We start from the raw sequence: 20,055 nt of genomic DNA, 5'->3' as shown, positions 1-20,055 counted from the left end.
CGCGGGCTCCCATTTTTCTTGCGTGTCGCGTTGGTCGACCGACGCTACTTCGCCGCCAGATCAGTCGTCGCTATTCGGATCGAGATCCGGGAACAGCACTTCGGTAAAGCCGAATTTCGAAAAATCCGTGATCCGCATCGGATACAGCTTGCCGATCAGATGATCGCACTCGTGCTGCACCACGCGCGCGTGGAAACCTTCCGCGACGCGCTCGATCGGCTTGCCGTACTGGTCGTAGCCGTTGTAGCGGATCATCGAATAGCGGCTTACCGCGCCGCGCATGCCCGGCACTGACAGACAGCCTTCCCAGCCCTCTTCCATATCGTGCGAAAGCGGATGGATGACGGGGTTGATCAGCACCGTTTGCGGCACGGCCGGCGCTTCCGGATAGCGCTCGTTCTGCTCGAAGCCGAAGATCACTACCTGCAGATCCACGCCGATCTGCGGCGCGGCCAGGCCCGCGCCGTTGGCCGCGTGCATGGTGTCGAACATGTCGGCGATCAGCTCGTGCAGTTGCGGCGTGTCGAAATGATCGACGGGTCTGGCGATGCCGAGCAGGCGAGGATCGCCCATCCTGAGAATTTCGCGAATCATGTTGAATGCCCCTCCAGGAGCTTGTGCAACCCTTCTTCGTCGAGCACCGGCAAGCCGAGTTCCTCGGCTTTTGCAAGCTTGCTGCCTGCGTCGGCGCCCGCCACCACGTAGTCAGTCTTCTTCGACACCGATCCGGCCACCTTCGCGCCGGCCGCTTCCAGCATTTCCTTCGCCGCGTCGCGCGTGAGCGTTGGCAGGGTACCTGTGAGCACAACCGTCTTGCCCGCGAGCACCCCGACCGGCGCCTTCGGCGCAGGCGGACCTTCGACCCATGTGACCTTGCCCGGCGCGCGCAGTTGCTCGATCACGGTGCGGTTATGTTCTTCCGCAAAGAACTGGTGGATCGATTCCGCCACGATCGGGCCCACATCCTTCACTTCGAGCAATTGCTCGATACTCGCATCCATGATCGGGTCGAGCGAACCGAAGTATCTGGCCAGATCTTTCGCGGTGGATTCGCCCACCTGACGAATGCCCAGCGCGTAGATGAAGCGCGCGAGCGTGGTGGACTTGGCTTTTTCCAGCGAATCGAGCAGGTTTTGCGCCGATTTATCGGCCATGCGATCAAGCTGGGCGAGCGTGGCAAAGCCCAGATTGAAGAGATCCGCGGGCGTGCGCACGAGGTTCTGCTCAACCAGCTGGTCGATGATCTTTTCGCCCAGACCGTCGATGTCGAGCGCGCGGCGCTGCGCGAAATGCCAGAGCGCCTGCTTGCGTTGCGCCGGGCAGAACAGGCCGCCCGTGCAGCGCGCGATGGCCTCGTCCGGCAAACGTTCGATGCGCGAGCCGCACACCGGGCATTCCGTGGGCATGACGAATTCCCGCGCGTCTTCGGGGCGGCGCTCCAGCAGCGCGCTCACGACTTCGGGAATCACATCGCCCGCGCGGCGCACGATCACGGTATCGCCGATGCGGATGTCCTTGCGGCGCACTTCGTCTTCGTTGTGCAAGGTGGCGTTGGTGACGGTCGCGCCGCCCACGAACACCGGCTCCAGCCGCGCAACCGGCGTGATCGCGCCCGTGCGCCCCACCTGCACGTCGATGGCGAGCAGCTTCGTGAGCGCCTCCTGGGCCGGGAACTTGTGCGCCAGCGCGAAGCGCGGCGCGCGCGAGACGAAGCCAAGCGCATCCTGTTCGTCGCGGCGATTGACCTTGTAGACAACACCGTCGATGTCGTACGGCAGGCTCTCGCGCTTCTCGCCCACGGCGCGGAAGAATTCGAGCAGACCTTGCGCGCCCTTCACGACCGCACGCTCGCTGTTCACCGGCAAGCCCATTTCGGCGTACCAGTCGAGCAGTTCGGCGTGCGTGGCGGGCATCGGCTCGCCTTCAAGCACTCCGATGCCGTACGCGAAGAACGACAGCGGACGCTGCGCGGTGATCTTCGAATCGAGCTGGCGCAGACTGCCCGCCGCCGCATTGCGCGGATTGGCGAACTCCTTCTGGCCGGCTTCGCGCTGGCGCTCGTTCATGCGCGCGAAATCGCGGCGGAACATCAGCACCTCGCCGCGCACGTCGAGCACCTTCGGCACGCGCTTGCCTTTCAGGCGCAGCGGCAGCGAGCGGATCGTGCGCACGTTTTCGGTGACGTTCTCGCCGGTCGTGCCGTCGCCGCGCGTGGAAGCCTGCACGAACACGCCGTCGACATAGCGCAGCGAAATGGCCAGTCCGTCGAACTTGAGTTCGCAGGCGTAATCAACCTGATCGCCTTCGGCTTTGCCGAGTGTCTCGTGCACGCGCTTGTCGAACGCGGCAATGTCTTCGTCGGCGAAACCGTTGTTGAGCGAGAGCATCGGCACGTCGTGCACGACCGGCTCGAAGCCGGCCGATGCCTCGCCGCCCACGCGCTGGGTAGGCGAATCGGGCGTGATCAGATCGGGATGTGCGGATTCGATCTGCTGCAGCTCGCGGAACAGCTTGTCGTATTCCGCGTCGGGCAGATCCGGCTGGTCGAGCACGTAGTACGCGTGATTGGCGCGCTCAAGTTCGGCGCGCAGCCACGCCGCGCGCTCGGTCGCGGAGGATGCTTCGGGGGGACGGGCGGGATGACGGACCATGCGGGTTGCGGCTTCTGACGAGTGATTCAGGAGACAGATTATCTCAGGAAGCCGCGCCTGCCGCATCGGCCGAACGGCTAACTTCGTGCGCCGCCGAACGGGTCGCACGAACCTCCTGGCCGGATGGCTAACGTTGGCGCGAGGCCATTGACCGGGCGCGTGTCGGATGCGACCGTGAAAGCCCCGTCACACGCATGCAACCTCATTCGTGAATGCCAGATGAATACGTCACCAACCCCGCTTGCGTACCCATCCGGCCGCCGCACGCCCCTAAGAAAAAAGGCGCGGCGCCCTGATGGCACCGCGCCTTTTGCGCACGCTGAAGTGCGGCCAGGCTTACTGGCTGAACAAGCGGCGAGTCGCCGCCGAACCCGCAGGAATGCCGGCCTGTTCGAGCTTCGCGTAAAGCGTCATCAGTTGCTTGTCGATGTTCTGCAGCACAGATTCCGGCAGCGGGCGGCGCTGGTCGTCCACCACGCGCCCGCCGATGCGCTCCGCGAGCGAACGCGCATAGTCGCACATCAGGCGGAACGGCAGGATGTCCTCGTCGGCCACCGGCACATCGAGGATCAGCGTGATCATCTGGCCGCCCTTGTAGGTGAGATCATCGCGCAGGAAATTGGTGTCGCCGAACTGCAGCATGAAGACCGGGCTTTGCTTCGCGTCCAGCTTCACGAAACGCGTGCCGTCTCGCGAAAGCAGCAGGCCGTCCTGGGCCGACACCGCCTGCACGTAATTCGCCGACCACGGTGCGCCGTCCGACAGCACGTTGATCGAGAGCTGCGCGTCGCATTGCGCGGCGAAGCCATCAAGTTCGCGCGCCATCGCGACCGTCTCGGTCATATCCGGAAATTCGGGCAGGCCGTCGAGCGCATCGGCAAGCTGATGCACGCCCGCGACGAACTCCGAGAATTCCAGCTCGTTGAGCGGGCCGTTACGGTTCGCGAGTTGCGCAGCGGCGCGCAGTTCTTCGTAACGCACGCCGTTTTGCAGCAGCTCCCAGTTGTCGCCGCCTTCCGGCTTGCCTTCGATGTGCACGGGCTTGCTGCCCGCGCGGCGCAGGCGTTGCGCGAGCGGAATCACGCGCTCGCCCGGCAGCACCGCACCCAGACGGATCGGCACGATGCAGTCGATGCGGCGGTCCACGATCGCGGGCGGCGCCGAGGAAATCGTCGTCGCGGCGGGCAGCACGGGCTCGACGCGTTCGTCTTCACTTACGGGAGTCGGTTGATGCGCTGCGGCCTGTTCTGAAGGTGCGGCCGCGCCACCGTGCTCACCCGACTCGGCCTGCGCCACGACGGGCATCTCGCCTTGCGCGTGGGCGGCTTCGGTTTCGGCAAAACCGTTCGGCGAGGTGTTTTCGGCCTGGATATCAACCGGAGTGTCAGCGGGCGCGGCCGTGCCGAAGCCCGGCTCCACTCGCTCGACAGTCTCCTCGGTTCCGGCGGCCGCCAGCGAAGGCTCGCGCCGCGACGGTGCGCGCGCCGGCTCGATAAACGGGCTCGGCTCCTGCAGGTCGTCGCGTTGCGGCGACTCGACCGCTTCCTCGGGCATCGGGCGCGGCATGCGACGGCGCACCCTGGCGCCCTGCCACGCGTTGTATACCACCACGCCCCCGACGACTACGGCGCCAGCGCCGATCAACCCGAGAGTCAACTGATCCATGCATGCTCCATCTGCAATTCTTTTCCGGCGGCGCGCACCGGCCTGTGCCAATGCGCCTTGCGCAAGCGTGGCGTCGCGGCCCTGTGCGCCGGCCGCCTTCCTGAGGCGCTGCCGCGCGCGCACCGCGCGCCGTCCTTTAGTTCTCTAACTTAGTTCTCTAACTTCGTTCTCTGAATCGCTCAGCCGATATTCTGTGCGAAACCCGCGGCCGTTTCCATGTCCACGGCCACGATCCGCGACACGCCCTGCTCCTGCATCGTCACGCCGATCAACTGCTGCGCCATCTCCATCGCGATCTTGTTGTGCGAAATGAAGAGGAACTGCGTCTTGTCGGACATCGCGCGCACCAGGTTCGCGAAGCGTTCCGTGTTGGCGTCGTCGAGCGGCGCATCCACCTCGTCCAGCAGACAGAACGGCGCCGGATTGAGCTGGAACATCGCGAACACCAGCGCCGTCGCCGTGAGCGCTTTCTCGCCACCCGACAACAGATGAATGGTCGAATTCTTCTTGCCAGGCGGCTGCGCCATCACCTGCACGCCCGCGTCGAGAATCTCGTCGCCGGTCATGATGAGCTTCGCCTGGCCGCCACCGAACAGGCGCGGGAACAGCTCGCCAAAATGATGGTTCACCTGATCGAACGTGCCTTGCAGCAGCGTGCGCGTTTCCTGGTCGATCTTGCGGATCGCGTCTTCGAGCGTTTCGATCGCGCTCGTCAGGTCGGCCGACTGCGCGTCGAGGAAGGTCTTACGCTCCTTCGCGGCGGCCAGTTCGTCGAGCGCGGCCATATTGACCGGACCGAGCGCCGTGATCGCGTTGTTGATGCGCGTGACTTCGCCTTGCAGATAGGGCGCCTTGAGATCCGGCGTGAGCTTTTCCTGCAGCGCAATTTCATCCACGCCCGCCGCCTGAAGCTGCTCGACGAACTGCTCGCCGTTCAGGCGCGCGGCCTGTTCCTTCAACTGCAATTCGGTGATGCGGTCGCGCAGCGGCTGCAGCGCGCGTTCGGCGTTCAGGCGCGTTTCGTCGGCGGCACGCAGCTTCGCGCTCAGATCGTCGAGTTCGGCGCGCGCGTTGCGCAGCGCTTCTTCCTTTTCGGCGCGGATTTCCAGCGCGTCGTGCAGACCCGTGTGCGCGGTCTGCTCGTTGATGGTTTCGAGCTCGGCGCGCGCGTCTTCGAGCGACGCGGCCACACGCTCGCTCTGGTCGTGCGCGACCTGCACGTTGCGCTTGAGCTCTTCGATGCGGTTAGCCATGTTGCGCGCCGCGAAACGCGCATCGCCGGCCGCGCGTTCGAGATCGCGCGCCTGGTTGCGCGCCGCACCGAGTTCTTCGTCGAGCGCCTCGAACGCGAGCTGATTGTCTTCGAAGCGCGCCTGCAATTCGGCGAGTTCGGTGTCGTGACGCTCGAAATTCGCTTCCGACTCCGCACGCAGCGCGCGTTGCTCTTCGATCTGCGCGCGAATCTCTTCGAGCTCTTCGCGGATCTGGGTGCTGCGCGCCGTGTAGCGCTCATGCGCCTGGGTCAGCTTGAGCACGTCCATCTGCAGCGCGTGCACGCGCTGCGTGGCGCGTTCGGCCTGCTGGCGCAATTCGGCGAGCTGCTGGGCCGCCTGGGTGTGCGCGGCTTCGGCGCGCACTACGGCGGTACGCGCCTCGTCGGCAAGCAGCGCCTGGGCGCGCAGTTGCAGCGTGAGATTTTCGATTTCCTGCTGGCGCGCCAGCATGCCGGCCTGCTCAGAATCGGCGGCATAAAGCTGTACGCCGACGCGCGTGACCATATGGCCCGCCTTCACCACGAACACGCCGCCCTCGGGCAGTTGCGCGCGCTTCGCGAGACCTTCGGCAAGGTCGGCAGCAACGAAGGTCGTGCCGAGCCATTCGGTCAGCACCGCACGCAGGCCCGCATCGTCGATACGCACGAGCGAGAGCAGCGGCGTAAAGCCGGCAGGCGCAGCGGACGTGGCAGCCGCAAGCGGCGGCGCATAGAACGCGAGCTTGGCGGGCGGCGCGTCGCTGGCGAACGCCTTGACCCAGTCGAGATTCGACACTTCGAGCGCAGCGAGGCGCTCGCGCAGCACGGCTTCGAGCGCGGTTTCCCAACCGGCTTCCACGTGCAGCTTCTTCCACAGACGCGGCAGCGCACCCAGTTCGTGACGTTCGAGCCACGGCTGGATCTTGCCTTCGGTCTGGACGTTTTCCTGCAACTGCTTGAGCGCCGCCAGACGCGCTTCGAGCTGGTGCGTCTGCGCGCTTTCCGCGTTGACGCGTTCGTGCGCGGCGCGGCGCTGCGCATCCAGACGCGGCACAGTTTCCTGCGCATCGGACAGACGATCCTGAGCATCGCGCTGGATCTCTTCCTGCTCCGCCAGTTGCATGCGCAACTCTTCGAGCTGCACTTCGTCGGGCGCGTCGAGGCCGCCTGCTTCCGACTTCAGGCGCTCTTCGCGCTGCTGAAGCTGCTGAAGCATCTGGTCGGCGTTGCGCTGATGCGCGGCTTCGAGCTTGATCGCCTGCTCGGTGCGCGCGATGCCCGCGCGCTCTTCGTTCAGTTGCGATTGCGCATCGCGCCAGCGGTTTTCCAGCGCGGGCAAGGCTTCCTGCTTCGCGGCCGCCTCGTCTTCCGCGACAGCGGCCTTTTCCTCGCCCATCGCCAGTTGCTCTTCGGCGTCTTCGATGTCGTCCTGGGCCTTCTGCGCCTGAACCTGCCATTGCTCGCGCTGCGCGGTGAGCGCGGCGATCTGCGCCTGCACACGGTTGCGCGACTCGACGATGAACTTGATTTCGGCTTCGAGGCGGCTGACTTCCGCGTTGGCTTCGTAGAGCGAGCCCTGCGCGCCCTGCATGGCGTCGCTGGCCGAATAGTGGGCGACGCGCAGCGTTTCGAGCTGCGCTTCGACTTCGCGCAACTGCGCTGTGTGGCGTTCGAGGTCGATCTGCGCCTGCTCGATCGCGCGCTGCTGGCGCTGCTGCTCGGCCGCTGCTTCGTTCTTGCGCAACAGCCACAGCAGACGCTGCTTTTCCTCGCCATCGGCCTGCAGTTCGCGATAACGCGTGGCCACCACGGCCTGACCTTCGAGCTTCTCCAGATTGGTCGACAGCTCGCGCACGATGTCTTCCACACGCGTGAGATTTTCGCGCGTGTCGTGCAGGCGGTTTTCGGTTTCGCGGCGGCGTTCCTTGTACTTCGACACGCCTGCGGCTTCTTCGAGAAACACGCGCAGCTCTTCGGGCTTGGCTTCGATGATGCGGGCGATCATGCCCTGCCCGATGATCGCGTAAGCGCGTGGGCCCAGTCCCGTGCCGAGGAAGATGTCCTGGATGTCGCGGCGGCGCGCCGGCAGGTTGTTGATGTAGTAGCTGGACGTGCCGTCGCGCGTGAGCACGCGCTTGACGGCGATTTCGGCATACTGGCCCCACTGGCCGGCGGCGCGGCCATCCGCGTTGTCGAACACGAGTTCGACGCTTGCGCGGCTACCGGGCTTGCGCGCCGTGGAACCGTTGAAAATGACGTCCTGCATCGACTCGCCGCGCAGTTCGGAGGCGCGGGATTCGCCGAGCACCCAGCGCACGGCGTCGATGATGTTCGATTTGCCACAGCCATTCGGCCCGACCACTCCGACGAGTTGGCCCGGAACCTGGAAATGCGTGGGATCGACGAATGATTTGAAGCCAGCGAGTTTAATCGAGGTCAGACGCACGGCGATATCGCTGTTGGAATAGGAAGAGTGAACGGGACCGCCCGCGCCGCTGGTCGCAGGCCGCGCGCCGCCGACCGTCGGACCGGTCGCACGACGGCGCGGCGCGCCGCATCAGGCATACATCCAGCATCTCGGGCAGCCGCCACGGCTCGCCGCACCACGCGCTTCATACACTGCCTGCGCGAGACGGCCGGCGAGGATCAGCGGCAATCATACCATCGCACGTGAGCCATTCCGCCCGCTGCGCAGCGTGGCATCGGGTGCGGCGCTGTCTTTCGCGGCACTTTCGGGTTGTTCCGCGGCGTGATCGGCGTGGGCGGCCGCTTTCGAGCCGTGATCGCGCCGATCGCGCCGATCGCTGCCCGCGTCGACGGTTTCGTCGATACGGCTTGTCTGGGCGTGCGCGATCGCGCTGGCGTCGGCGCTTTCGTGGGCAGGCGGCGCGTCTGGCCGATTTTCACGTTTAGCATCCTGCGCGCGATGCACCCAGCTCGACAGCAGCGAAGCCAGCACGATGCACGCGCCGCCCGCCCATTCGCGCGGGCCCGGCGTTTCCCCGGCGAGCAGCCAGGACGACAGTGCCGTCACGACGATTTCGAACAGCATGATGATCGACGCGCGGTTCGCAGGGACGCGCGCCAGGCCGTATTGCACGAGCATATTGTTCGAACTGAGCAGCAGGCCGAGCACCAGCACCAGCAACACGATCTGCTCGACCGGCTCGCCCGCGTGAAGCACCGGCAGCGGCTCGAAGCACGCGGCCAGCGCGCCGAAAACGGCCGCGCCGCCAAAGATCACCGCCGTGCGCATTTCGGGTTTCATCTGCGGCAGTACGCGGCTCGTCTTGACCACCAGCACATTGCTCATCGCGAAACCCATCCCCGCCACCAGTCCGGCCCATTCCGCCGCGCTGCCCGGCAACGGCACGCCAAGCCTCGGCGACCACAGCATCATCACCGCACCCAGCAGCGACAGCCCCGCGAGCGCCGCGCCCGACCACGACAGGCGTTCATGCAGGATGAAGTGGGCGAAGATCGCGGTCCATGCCGGCGTGAGATAGAACAGCAGCAGCACGCGCATCACTTCGCCGTGGATCGCGCCCCAGACGAAGCCGATATTGGTCACGCCGGCCGCGAGACCCAGCATCGGCAACAGCCAGTGCCAGCGCACCGTGGCGATCGAGCGGCGGCGCAGCAGCAGCACGAACAGGCAGCCCGCCGCGCTGGTGGCGGCCCCCGCGGCGGTGCCAGTCAGCCCAAAGCTCGCGAGCGTGCGCAGCGGATACCAGATCACGCCCCACACGGAAGCACCGATCAGGATGGCGAGTGTCGGCCAGCCGGCCTTCAGGCTGGCGTTCATTGCACTTGCCGCGCGATGCGCCGCGTCCACTTCGTCGATTGCATGCTTTATGTCCGTCCTTTATATCGTCTATGAGCGCGCGGCCCGCGCCTGACGGCCCCGACGTGCGCATCACGCCAAGTTATAATTCGGGTTTTCCAGACGCAGCAGCCCGCGCCGCAAGCGACCGTTTGCGGTCCCGCCACGCCCGCTTGCGCTGCCACGCCGTCCCCGCCCAATACGCCCGCCAAGCCAGTGAATCCGCTACTCGACACCCTCCAGCCCTATCCCTTCGAAAAGCTGCGCGCGCTCTTCAAGGACGTCACGCCGAATGCCGGCCTGCGCCACATCAGCTTCGGGATCGGCGAGCCGAAACATCCGACGCCCGCGCTGATCCGCGACGCCATCGTCGCTTCGCTCGACGGTCTGTCGGTGTATCCGGCCACGGGTGGCACGCCCGCGCTACGCGAGGCGATCGCGAAATGGGTGAGCGGGCGCTACAGCCTGCCCGCAGTCGACGCCGCTACCCAGGTGCTGCCGGTGTCGGGCTCGCGCGAGGCGCTGTTCGCGCTCGCGCAGGCGGTGGTGGATCCCACGGCGGGCGCGAAAGATCCGGCAAAGCGGCCGATCGTACTCTGCCCGAACCCGTTCTACCAGATCTACGAAGGCGCCGCCCTGCTCGCGGGCGCGCAGCCGTACTTCGTCAACAGCGATCCGGCCCGCAACTTCGCCTGCGACTACTCGCAGGTGCCGGAAGACGTCTGGGCGCGCACGCAGTTGCTGTTCGTCTGCTCGCCGGGCAACCCGACGGGCGCGGTGCTCACGCTCGACGACTGGCGCGAACTGTTCGCGCTCTCGGACAAATACGGCTTCGTGATTGCCTCCGACGAATGCTATTCGGAGATCTACTTCGACGAGTCGAAGCCGCCGCTTGGCGGTCTGGAAGCCGCGCACCAGCTGGGCCGTGGCTTCGAGCGCCTCGTCATGCTGTCGAGCCTGTCCAAGCGCTCGAATGCGCCTGGCATGCGCTCGGGCTTCGTAGCCGGCGACGCGGCCATCCTCAAGCAATTCCTGCTGTACCGCACCTATCACGGCTCGGCGATGTCGCCGGTCTGGCAATCCGCCAGCATCGCCGCCTGGGGCGACGAGCAGCACGTGCGCGAGAACCGCGCGCAGTACGTGAAGAAGTTCTCGACCGTCACGCCCATGCTTGCCGAGGTGCTCGACGTCAAGCTGCCCGACGCGGCCTTCTACCTCTGGGCCAACGTCGCACGCACGGGCCTCACGGACGACGCGTTCGCCCAGCGCCTCTACGCCGACTATAATGTGACCGTTCTGCCGGGCTCGTATCTCGCGCGCGAAGCGCACGGCACGAATCCCGGCGCCGGTTTTGTGCGCCTCGCGCTCGTCGCCGACGTCGAGGAGTGCATCGAGGGCGCGAAGCGCATCGTCGACTTCTGCCGCTCGCTCGAAGCCAAACAGCAGCCATAAGCTGTTTGAACAGCTGCTCGTACTGCTACAGCAGCGCAAACCGCTCTCCCGCCCGTGCGCCCTGCCGCGCGGGCTTTGCCGATCACGCTCTTGCGGTGCGCTTTTTACCGCGATTTTTCACCGAACTCTCACGAAATCACCACCATGTCGCAACAACTTCAGCAGATCATCGACACCGCCTGGGAAAACCGCGCCGACTTCTCGCCCAAGTCCGCGCCGAACGACGTGCGTGAAGCCGTCGCCCACGTTATCGCCGAGCTGGACAAAGGCGCGCTGCGCTGCGCCGAGAAGAAGGACGGCGACTGGGTCGTCAACCAGTGGGTGAAGAAGGCCGTGCTGCTGTCGTTCCGTCTGGAAGACAACGCGCCGATGGCCGCTGGCGGCTTCACGCAATTCTTCGACAAGGTGCCCTCGAAGTTCGCCAACTACACGGCCGAAGACTTCGCCGCAGGCGGCTTCCGCGTCGTGCCGCCGGCCATCGCGCGCCGTGGCTCGTTCATCGGCAGGAACGTCGTGCTGATGCCGTCGTACACCAACATCGGCGCTTACGTCGATGAAGGCACCATGGTCGACACGTGGGCAACCGTCGGTTCGTGCGCGCAGATCGGCAAGAACGTGCACCTCTCGGGCGGCGTCGGCATCGGCGGCGTGCTTGAGCCGCTGCAGGCCAACCCGGTCATCATCGAAGACAACTGCTTCATCGGCGCGCGTTCGGAAGTCGTGGAAGGCGTGATCGTCGAAGAAAACTCGGTGATCTCGATGGGCGTGTACCTGGGCCAGTCGACCAAGATCTATGACCGCGAAACCGGCGAAATCTCGTACGGCCGCATCCCGGCTGGCTCGGTCGTGGTCGCGGGCAACCTGCCCTCGAAGGACGGCTCGCACAGCCTGTACTGCGCCGTGATCGTCAAGAAGGTCGACGCCAAGACCCGCGCCAAGGTCGGCCTGAACGAGCTGCTGCGAGGCGACTGATGGCGAAGGCCGCAAAGACTGTCGTCGTCTACGGCATTCCGAACTGCGATTCCGTGAAGAAGGCCCGGGTGTGGCTGGAAGAGCACGGCATCGAGTTCGAGTTTTACGACTTCAAGAAGGCCGGCGTGTCGAACGCGCTGGTGCAGGACTGGCTCAAGGATGTGTCGCTCGATCAGCTGATCAACAAGCGCGGCACGACCTGGCGCGGCCTGTCCGAAGTGCACAAGGCCGAAGCCGACTCCACTGCCGGCGCGATTGCGCTGATGAGCCACAAGCCGTCGATCATCAAGCGTCCGGTGATCGCCGTGAATGGCCGCGTCAAGGCGCTCGGTTTCGCCGCCGAGCAGCTCGAAGCGATTTTTGCCTGAAGTCGAGGCTCAAGGCGTGAGTCCGATGAGCGCGCCACGCAAATCGCGCACCTCGGACATCGCGCCGTCACATGCTGTTGCCGGCCCCTGACCCGTCAGCGGCGCCGGCATTTTCATTTGCAAACGGTACCAAACGGTCCCAAACGGTCCCTCCATGTCCGCCACCCTCGCCCTTACTGAAGCCCTGATCGCGCGCGCGTCCGTGACGCCCGACGACCAGCACTGCCAGCGCATCATGACCGAACGCCTCAGCGCGCTCGGCTTCGCGTGCGAAACGATCGAATCCAACGGCGTGACCAACCTGTGGGCCGTCAAACGCGGCGTGGCCGGCACCGACGGCCCGCTGCTCGCCTTCGCGGGCCACACCGACGTCGTGCCGACCGGCCCGCTCGAACAGTGGAGCTCGCCGCCGTTCGAACCCCATCACCGTGACGGCGTTCTCTATGGCCGCGGCGCCGCCGACATGAAGACCTCGCTCGCCGCCTTCGTGGTGGCCAGCGAAGAGTTCGTCGCCGCCCATCCGCAACATCGCGGCGCGATCGCCTTCCTCATCACCAGCGACGAGGAAGGCCCCGCCACCGACGGCACCGTCAAGGTGGTCGAAGCGCTGCAGGCGCGCGGCGAAAAGATGGATTACTGCATCGTCGGCGAACCGACTTCGTCGGCGACGCTTGGCGACTGCGTGAAGAACGGCCGCCGCGGCTCGATGTCGGGCAAACTCATCGTCAAGGGCGTGCAAGGCCATATTGCCTATCCGCATCTGGCGAAGAATCCCGTGCATCTGCTGGCGCCAGCGCTGGCCGAACTCGTCGCCGAAAAATGGGACGACGGCAACGAATACTTCCCGCCCACCACCTGGCAGGTTTCGAACCTGCACAGCGGCACGGGCGCGAGCAACGTGATCCCCGGCCACGCCGACGTGCTGTTCAACTTCCGCTTTTCCACCGCGAGCACGGTGGAGGGCCTGCAACAGCGCGTGCATGCGATCCTCGACAAGCACGGTCTCGAATACGATCTGCACTGGAGCGTAAGCGGCCTGCCTTTTCTCACGCCGCGCGGCGACCTGTCGAACGCGCTCGAAAAGGCGATCCTCGACGAAACCGGTGTGACGACCGAACTGTCCACCACGGGCGGCACGTCCGACGGCCGCTTCATCGCGCGCATGTGCTCGCAGGTCGTGGAATTCGGCCCGCCCAACGGCAGCATTCACAAGATCGATGAGCACATCGAGGTGAAGTTCATCGACCCGCTCAAGAACGTGTACCGCCGCGTGCTCGAACAACTGATCGCGTAAGCGCTACGAGCGCTCACGCTGGAGTCCACACTATGACCCATCCGCTTTCCACGACGTTTAGCACCGTGCGCGATCTGCTGCGCTACGGCGTCTCGCGTTTCTCCGCCGCACAGCTCGCATTCGGCCACGGTTCGAGCAACGCCTACGACGAAGCCGCATACCTGATCCTGCACTCGCTGCATCTACCGCTCGACCTGCTCGACCCGTTCCTCGACGCGCGTCTCGCGCCCGAGGAAATCGACAAGGTGCTCGCCGTGATCGAGCGCCGCGCCACCGAGCGCGTGCCCGCCGCCTACATCACGCAGGAAGCGTGGATGCACGGCCTGCGCTTCTACGTGGACGAGCGCGTGATCGTGCCGCGTTCGTTCATCGGCGAACTGCTAGCGGACGGTCTGCAGCCGTACGTCGAAGACCCGGAACAGGTCACCGCCGTGCTCGAACTCTGCACCGGTTCGGCGAGCCTCGCCATTCTCGCGGCGCACGCCTTCCCGAATGCCGATATCGACGCCGTCGATCTGTCCGCGCCCGCACTGGAAGTGGCGAAGCGCAATGTGCACGAGCATGAACTCGACGAGCGCATCGCGCTATTCGAGGGCGATCTCTACACGCCGCTGCCCGAGCGCCGCTACGACGTCATCATCACGAATCCGCCGTATGTGAACGCCGCCTCGATGGACGCGCTGCCGCCCGAATATCGCCACGAGCCAGAAATGGCGCTGGCGGGCGGGTCGGATGGCATGGACATCGTGCGCCGCATCGTCAAGGAAGCGCGCAACTGGCTCACCGACAACGGCGTGCTGGTGGTCGAGATCGGCAACGAGCGTGAAAACGTCGAAGCCGCGTTTGGCGGCCTCGACCTCGTCTGGCTCTCGACGAGCGCCGGCGACGATCAGGTGTTCCTGATCCAGGCCTGCGACCTGCCGGTTTAAATGCCGGTTTGGCGCGCCGCCAGCCACGCTGGCAGACACTCGCGCGTCGCCCTGCGGCGCGCGAGGTTGACGCAGGCGCCGTACTGACGGGCAAGCAGGTGAGCCCTGTTTGCGCCGGCTTCGGTAAGATGGACGCTTCCCGGCTTACGACAGGCTTCAGGAGCGTCCCGCGTCTTTATGCGATTCGACTGGTCAACTCTCGGCACCCTGCTCGCCATCGTCCATCTGCTCGGACTGATCGCAGCGTGTCACGCCATCCTCGTCACCCGCACCTCGCAAGGCGCGATCGCGTGGGCCGTCTCGCTCGCGACGATGCCCTATTTCACGCTGATCCCCTATCTGTTTCTTGGCCGCAGCAAATTCGCGGGCTACGCGGACGCCCGGCGGCTGCGCAATGAAACACTGCGCTCGCGCGCGCACGCGCCGGATCTGGGACAGCCTGGGAACGAATCCGGCGACCGGCTGGCCGCCAGCACGCACGGACCAGCCGAGCGCCGCGACGCACTGAACCCACGCGTGATCCGCACGCTCTCGCACCTGGGCGGCATGCCGCTCGTGCCCGGCAACGCGGTGCGTACGCTGGTGAACGGCGAGGCCACGTTCTCGGCGATCTTCGACGCCATCGAGCAGGCCCGTCACTATGTCATCGTGCAGTTCTTCATTGTGCGCGCCGACGCGCTGGGCGACATGCTCAAGGACCTGCTGCTCGCCTGCGCGGCGCGCGGCGTGCGCGTGCACTTTCTCTACGACAGCATCGGCAGTTTCGATCTGCCAGCGAGCTATGTGCAAGCCCTGCGCGCGGGCGGCGTGGAAGTGCATCCGTTCTCGACCAAACGGCGCTTCGTCAACCGCTTCCAGCTCAACTTCCGCAATCACCGCAAGATCGTCGTGGTGGACGGCGAGCGCGCGTTCGTGGGCGGCCACAACGTGGGCGTCGAATACCTGGGCGCCAAGCCGCCGCTTTCGCCGTGGCGCGACACGCATATCGAAGTGCGCGGCCCGGTAGTGGCCAACATCCAGTTCGCGTTCACCGAGGACTGGTACTGGGTCACGCAGGAACTGCCCGGCAGCGAGCCGCCGCCGCTCAAAGCCCTCGACGGCGACGACATGGCCTGTCTCGTGATGCCCACCGGCCCGGCCGATCGTCAGGAGACCTGCTCGCTTTTTTTCGTGGAAGCGATCAACGCGGCCAACTCGCGCATCTGGATCACCACTCCCTATCTGGTGCCCGATTCGGCCGTGTTCGCCGCCCTGCGGCTGGCGGTGCTGCGCGGCGTGGACGTGCGCATCCTGATCCCCAGCCGCCGCGACCACTACGTGGTGTTCGAAGCCTCCACGCTCTACGCCTACGATGCCGTGCGCGCGGGCATTCGCATCTTCCGCTATCAGCCGGGCTTCCTGCACCAGAAGGTCGTGCTGATCGACGATACGGCGGCCGCCATTGGCAGCGCGAACCTGGACAACCGCTCGTTCCGCCTGAACTTCGAGATCATGGTGCTCACGGTTCACGCGGGCTTCGCTTCGGAAGTGGAGGCGATGCTGCTGCACGACTTCGAAGCGAGCCTGGAAATCGATCGCAGCGAGTATCGCGATGCGCCGGCATGGCGCAAGATCGCGATGCATGTTGCCCGCCTGTTCTCGCCGATTCTCTGAGCACGTGCGCCTTTGCTGCGCTTTTTACAGCAGCTTTTCGATATCGGCGGCGATGGCGTCCGGCTTCGTGACCGGTGCATAGCGCTTGACGACCTTGCCGCTGCGGTCCACCAGGAATTTCGTGAAATTCCATTTGATGCTTTCGAGCCCGAGCAGCCCCGGCGCCTCGCCCGTGAGCCAGTTGAAGAGTGGATGTGCGTTCGCACCCTTCACGTCGATCTTCTCGAACATCGGAAACGTCACGCCGAAGTTCTTTTCACAGAACGCGCCGATCTGCGTGGCGTCACCCGGCTCCTGCTTGCCGAACTGATTGCACGGAAAGCCAAGCACGGCGAGACCGCGCGGGGCGTACTGGTCGTAGAGCTTTTGCAGGCCTGCGTACTGCGGCGTGAAACCGCATTCGCTGGCAGTATTGACGATCAGCAGGACCTTGCCCGCGTATTGTTCGAGGCTCACGGGTGCCGTACCGCCAAGCGGTTGCGCCGTGAACGAATAGACCGTGGTCATCGGGTTCCTCCCCAAAGGAAAGTGCCAGTCTACGTGAGAAAGCCTGCCGCCCGCACCCTGGCCAGATGGCCAGCGAACGAGTGTGAACGTCGGGTGAATGTCCGGCGACTTGTTTGCGAATCGGCCGCAATGACGCACTCGCCGTTCGGCCGATGCCGGGCGAAGCGCGAGCCAGTTTAAAATGGCGTTTTACGTTTTGTCTGCGCTGGCGCTCCCGTGATCCGCTTCAATCAATTCAGTCTTGCCCGCGGCACCAAGCCGCTTTTCGATCAGGCCTCGTTCACCCTCAATCCGGGCGAAAAAATCGGTCTCATCGGCGCGAACGGCGCGGGCAAATCGACGCTGTTTGCCGTGCTGCGCGGCCAGCTCCACGCGGACGCGGGCGACTTCTCCATGCCGCCTTCGTGGTCGATCGCCCACGTCGCGCAGGAAACCCCGGCCGTCGACAAGAACGCGCTCGACTACACGCTCGACGGCGACGCCCCGCTGCGCGAAATCGAGGCGCGTATCGCCGCGGCCTCCGCGGCCCACGATGGCGCCGCCGAAGCCGAAGCGCACGCCGCCTTTGCGGACGCCGACGGCTACACCGCCCCAGCCCGAGCGGAAGCGCTGCTGCTTGGTCTGGGCTTCACGATGGACCAGACCCGCCAGCCGGTTGCGAGCTTCTCGGGCGGCTGGCGCATGCGCCTGAACCTCGCCCAGGCGCTGATGTGCCGCTCGGACCTGCTGCTGCTCGACGAACCCACGAACCACCTGGACCTGGACGCCATCGTCTGGCTCGAAGACTGGCTGCATCGCTATCCCGGCACGCTCATCGTGATTTCGCACGATCGCGAATTCCTTGATTCGGTCTGCAACGTCACGCTGCACCTGGAAAACCAGCAGATCAAGCGCTACGGCGGCAACTACTCGCAGTTCGAGATCCTGCGCGCGCAGCAGATCGCGCTCCAGCAAAGCGCGTTCGAAAAGCAGCAGCGCACCGTCGCCCATCTGCAAAGCTTTATCGACCGCTTCAAGGCGCAGGCCACCAAGGCGCGTCAGGCGCAAAGCCGCGTCAAGGCGCTTGAGAAGATGGAGCTGATCGCACCCGCTCATGCGACGTCGCCCTTTACGTTCGAATTCCGCACGCCCGATTCCGCGCCCAATCCCATGCTGGTGATGGACCGCGTGCGCTGCGGCTATCGCGCCGAAGACGGCAGCGAGACGCCCATCGTCGAAGGCGTCGCACTGTCGATCCAGAACGGCCAGCGCATCGGCCTGCTCGGCGCGAACGGCCAGGGCAAATCCACGCTCATCAAGACGCTCGCCGCCACGCTCGCGCCGCTCTCGGGCGAGTTGCGCACCGGCAAGGGCCTGCAGATCGGCTATTTCGCGCAGCATCAGCTCGAAACGCTGCGTCCGGCCGACACGCCGCTCCAGCATCTCGCGCGGCTCGCGCCCGACACGCGCGAGCAGGAACTGCGCGACTTCCTCGGCGGCTTCAACTTCCCAGGCGAAATGGCCACCGCGCCCATCGCGCCGTTCTCGGGCGGCGAAAAGGCGCGCCTGGCGCTGGCGCTCATCATCTGGCAGAAGCCCAATCTGCTGCTGCTCGACGAACCGACCAACCACCTGGATCTGGAAACGCGTCACGCGTTGACGATGGCGCTCGCGCAGTTCGAAGGCACGCTGATTCTGGTCTCGCACGACCGGCATCTGCTGCGCGCCACCACGGACCAGTTCATGCTGGTCGCCAGGCACCGCCTGCAGCCGTTCGACGGCGACCTCGACGACTATCGCGACTGGTTGCTCCAGCACGCCGCCGAACAGCGCGCAGCGCTCAAGGCGGCCGCCGGCGGCCCGGCGAATGCGGCCGCAGGGACGAGCGGTGACGACGGCGTCAACCGCAAGGAGCAGCGCCGTCAGGAAGCGGAAACGCGTCAGCGTCTGGGACACCTGAAAAAGCCCTTGCAGCAAAAGATCGCCAGAATCGAGAAAGAGATGGACGCGCTCAATACGGAAAAGAGCACACTGGACGCGTTCGTCGCCGATCCGGCCAGCTACGAAGCCGCGCAAAAGAGCAAGCTGACCGAATCGATCCGCCGTCAGGCGGAAGTCCAGTCGCGCCTCGACGCGCTCGAAGCCGACTGGCTCGAAGCCCACGAGGAACTCGAACAGATCGGCTGATCGTCGGCCCGTCTGATCGTCTGATCGTCTTTTCTCAACCGTTGTCAGCGCCATCGCCAGGAGCCAGCCGAGTGTCGACACCCGCCGCATTGCAGGGCCTACGCGTTCTCGATCTGACCCGGCTTCTTCCCGGGCCCGTCGCCACATTGCGCCTTGCGGAAATGGGCGCGGACGTGCTCAAGATCGAGCCGCCCGGCGCCGGCGATGCCTCGCGCGCCATGATGCAGAACACGGCCGATGAACTCGCGGGTCGTCCCGGGGCGTTCTACCGGCTGGTGAATCGGGGCAAGCGCGAGACGCGGCTCGACCTGAAATCCGAGAGCGGGCGCGCCGTGCTGCTGGCGCTCGCGCGTGACGCCGACGTGCTGGTCGAGAGCTTCCGCCCGGGTGTGATGGACCGGCTCGGCGTGGGTTACGAGACACTGCGCGCGGCCAACCCCAAGCTCGTCTATTGCGCGATCACGGGTTATGGCACGAATAGCCCGTTCTCGGAGCGCGCGGGCCACGACATCAACTACATCGCCTATGCAGGCGTGCTCGATCAGATCGCTGGGCGCGACGGTGCGCCGGTGCTGCCGAATTTCCAGATCGCCGATCTGCTCGGCGGCGCGCTGTCCGCCGTTACGCAGATCCTCGCGGCGCTCTGGCATGTGTCGCGCTCAGGCGAAGGCCGCTTCGTCGATATCTCGATGGCGCGCGAATCGCATGTCAACAACGTGGTCGCGCAGGTGGCGCTCGCCAACGACGACGCGGCGGCGCTGCAGCCCGGCGGTGGCCTGCTGAACGGCGGCGTGCCCTGCTACAACCTCTACCGCACCCAGGACGATCGCTGGCTCGCGGTCGGCGCACTCGAACTCAAGTTCTGGCAGACGCTGTGCACCGCGCTGGGTCGCGAGGACTGGGCGCAGCGCCACTGGAGTCTCGGCCAGGCGATCGGCGGATCGGACGCGGCCTCACTTACGCGCGAGCTGGGCGCGCTGATCGCATCCGAAACGCTGCAAACCTGGATCGACCGGCTGGAATCGATCGACTGTTGCGTGTCGCCGGTGCTTAAGCCCGGCGAGGCCGCCAATCATCCGCTCTTCAATGCCGATGTATTGCAGGCCTTGCTCGCCGATATCGAGGCGCAGCGTCAGGTCGCCACGCAGCCGCCGGCAAGCGTGGCGCGCCTGCCCATGGGCGCCGCGCCAGCGGGGCCGCCTGCTGTCTCGCCAACCAGCGCACATCCGCAAGCCGGCCAGGGCGGCAAGAAGCCGTTCAACTATGGGCCTTGGGGCTAAACGCGGTTAAAACGTCACGCGCTTGAAACTTCACGCTGTAAAA

Annotated in this window: 14 protein-coding genes; 8 read left to right on the top strand and 6 right to left on the bottom strand. The window is 65.5% G+C overall.

Annotated features, from left to right (window positions below):
• Window positions 1-60 precede the first annotated feature (60 nt).
• The 5 genes from def to F4827_RS06830 all read right to left on the bottom strand — a co-directional run bounded on the left by def (window position 61) and on the right by F4827_RS06830 (window position 9,373).
• On the bottom strand, window positions 61-594 hold the full coding sequence (gene def, locus F4827_RS06850; protein ID WP_183723101.1) for a peptide deformylase: 534 nt from the start codon (window positions 592-594) through the stop codon (window positions 61-63).
• Window positions 591-2,651 carry an NAD-dependent DNA ligase LigA gene (gene ligA, locus F4827_RS06845; RefSeq protein ID WP_183723099.1) on the bottom strand — a complete coding sequence of 687 codons (2,061 nt, stop codon included), beginning with the start codon at window positions 2,649-2,651 and terminating at the stop codon, window positions 591-593. The genes def and ligA overlap by 4 nt, the downstream gene beginning before the upstream one ends.
• Window positions 2,652-2,987: 336 nt before the next feature.
• Complete coding sequence (locus F4827_RS06840; RefSeq protein WP_183723097.1) at window positions 2,988-4,316, bottom strand: cell division protein ZipA C-terminal FtsZ-binding domain-containing protein; 1,329 nt, start codon at window positions 4,314-4,316, stop codon at window positions 2,988-2,990.
• A gap of 179 nt (window positions 4,317-4,495) precedes the next feature.
• Window positions 4,496-8,014 carry a chromosome segregation protein SMC gene (gene smc / locus F4827_RS06835; protein ID WP_183723095.1) on the bottom strand — a complete coding sequence of 1,173 codons (3,519 nt, stop codon included), beginning with the start codon at window positions 8,012-8,014 and terminating at the stop codon, window positions 4,496-4,498.
• Between the two features lie 210 nt (window positions 8,015-8,224).
• Window positions 8,225-9,373 (bottom strand): DMT family transporter, encoded by a 1,149-nt coding sequence (locus F4827_RS06830; RefSeq protein WP_183723093.1) that lies wholly within the window; start codon window positions 9,371-9,373, stop codon window positions 8,225-8,227.
• Window positions 9,374-9,607: 234 nt separating this feature from the next.
• Between F4827_RS06830 and dapC the strand changes: the two genes are divergently transcribed.
• The 6 genes from dapC (at window position 9,608) to cls (ending at window position 16,059) form a co-directional block, all read left to right on the top strand.
• Window positions 9,608-10,843, top strand: a complete 1,236-nt coding sequence (gene dapC, locus F4827_RS06825; protein WP_183723091.1) for a succinyldiaminopimelate transaminase — start codon at window positions 9,608-9,610, stop codon at window positions 10,841-10,843.
• A 144-nt stretch (window positions 10,844-10,987) separates the two neighbouring features.
• The gene (dapD, locus tag F4827_RS06820; RefSeq protein WP_183723089.1) at window positions 10,988-11,815 is read left to right on the top strand and encodes a 2,3,4,5-tetrahydropyridine-2,6-dicarboxylate N-succinyltransferase; all 828 of its coding nucleotides are present in this window, start codon (window positions 10,988-10,990) and stop codon (window positions 11,813-11,815) included.
• A complete protein-coding gene (locus F4827_RS06815) occupies window positions 11,815-12,183 on the top strand; it encodes an arsenate reductase (protein WP_167055900.1) in 369 nt (122 codons plus the stop codon). Before dapD ends, F4827_RS06815 begins: the two co-directional genes overlap by 1 nt.
• A gap of 154 nt (window positions 12,184-12,337) precedes the next feature.
• Window positions 12,338-13,477 carry a succinyl-diaminopimelate desuccinylase gene (dapE, locus tag F4827_RS06810; protein ID WP_183723087.1) on the top strand — a complete coding sequence of 380 codons (1,140 nt, stop codon included), beginning with the start codon at window positions 12,338-12,340 and terminating at the stop codon, window positions 13,475-13,477.
• A 32-nt stretch (window positions 13,478-13,509) separates the two neighbouring features.
• Window positions 13,510-14,406, top strand: coding sequence for a 50S ribosomal protein L3 N(5)-glutamine methyltransferase (gene prmB, locus F4827_RS06805; protein ID WP_183723085.1), 897 nt, complete (start codon window positions 13,510-13,512; stop codon window positions 14,404-14,406).
• Between the two features lie 177 nt (window positions 14,407-14,583).
• Window positions 14,584-16,059, top strand: coding sequence for a cardiolipin synthase (gene cls / locus F4827_RS06800; RefSeq protein ID WP_183723083.1), 1,476 nt, complete (start codon window positions 14,584-14,586; stop codon window positions 16,057-16,059).
• 24 nt (window positions 16,060-16,083) lie between these two features.
• Here cls and F4827_RS06795 read toward each other — a convergent pair whose 3' ends face one another.
• On the bottom strand, window positions 16,084-16,566 hold the full coding sequence (locus F4827_RS06795; protein WP_183723081.1) for a glutathione peroxidase: 483 nt from the start codon (window positions 16,564-16,566) through the stop codon (window positions 16,084-16,086).
• A 216-nt stretch (window positions 16,567-16,782) separates the two neighbouring features.
• Here F4827_RS06795 and F4827_RS06790 point away from each other — a divergent pair, with 216 nt between their 5' ends.
• Window positions 16,783-18,732, top strand: a complete 1,950-nt coding sequence (locus F4827_RS06790) for an ATP-binding cassette domain-containing protein (RefSeq protein WP_183723079.1) — start codon at window positions 16,783-16,785, stop codon at window positions 18,730-18,732.
• A 71-nt stretch (window positions 18,733-18,803) separates the two neighbouring features.
• Window positions 18,804-20,012: a CaiB/BaiF CoA transferase family protein gene (locus F4827_RS06785; protein WP_409258773.1), complete on the top strand. Its 1,209-nt coding sequence runs from the start codon at window positions 18,804-18,806 to the stop codon at window positions 20,010-20,012.
• Window positions 20,013-20,055: the final 43 nt, after the last annotated feature.

The organism is Paraburkholderia bannensis (assembly GCF_014200455.1).
Lineage (GTDB): Bacteria > Pseudomonadota > Gammaproteobacteria > Burkholderiales > Burkholderiaceae > Paraburkholderia > Paraburkholderia bannensis_A.
The sequence above is the reverse complement of the archived record's forward strand: the minus strand, read 5'-3'. Positions and strand labels throughout refer to the sequence as shown.

Excerpts from the sequence above, each read along its gene's own strand:
- def (WP_183723101.1), bottom strand. The coding sequence starts at position 594 with ATGATTCGCGAAATTCTCAGGATGGGCGATCCTCGCCTGCTCGGCATC.
- ligA (WP_183723099.1), bottom strand. The coding sequence starts at position 2,651 with ATGGTCCGTCATCCCGCCCGTCCCCCCGAAGCATCCTCCGCGACCGAG.
- F4827_RS06840 (WP_183723097.1), bottom strand. The coding sequence starts at position 4,316 with ATGGATCAGTTGACTCTCGGGTTGATCGGCGCTGGCGCCGTAGTCGTC.
- F4827_RS06830 (WP_183723093.1), bottom strand. The coding sequence starts at position 9,373 with ATGAACGCCAGCCTGAAGGCCGGCTGGCCGACACTCGCCATCCTGATC.
- dapD (WP_183723089.1), top strand. The coding sequence starts at position 10,988 with ATGTCGCAACAACTTCAGCAGATCATCGACACCGCCTGGGAAAACCGC.
- F4827_RS06815 (WP_167055900.1), top strand. The coding sequence starts at position 11,815 with ATGGCGAAGGCCGCAAAGACTGTCGTCGTCTACGGCATTCCGAACTGC.
- dapE (WP_183723087.1), top strand. The coding sequence starts at position 12,338 with ATGTCCGCCACCCTCGCCCTTACTGAAGCCCTGATCGCGCGCGCGTCC.
- prmB (WP_183723085.1), top strand. The coding sequence starts at position 13,510 with ATGACCCATCCGCTTTCCACGACGTTTAGCACCGTGCGCGATCTGCTG.
- cls (WP_183723083.1), top strand. The coding sequence starts at position 14,584 with ATGCGATTCGACTGGTCAACTCTCGGCACCCTGCTCGCCATCGTCCAT.
- F4827_RS06795 (WP_183723081.1), bottom strand. The coding sequence starts at position 16,566 with ATGACCACGGTCTATTCGTTCACGGCGCAACCGCTTGGCGGTACGGCA.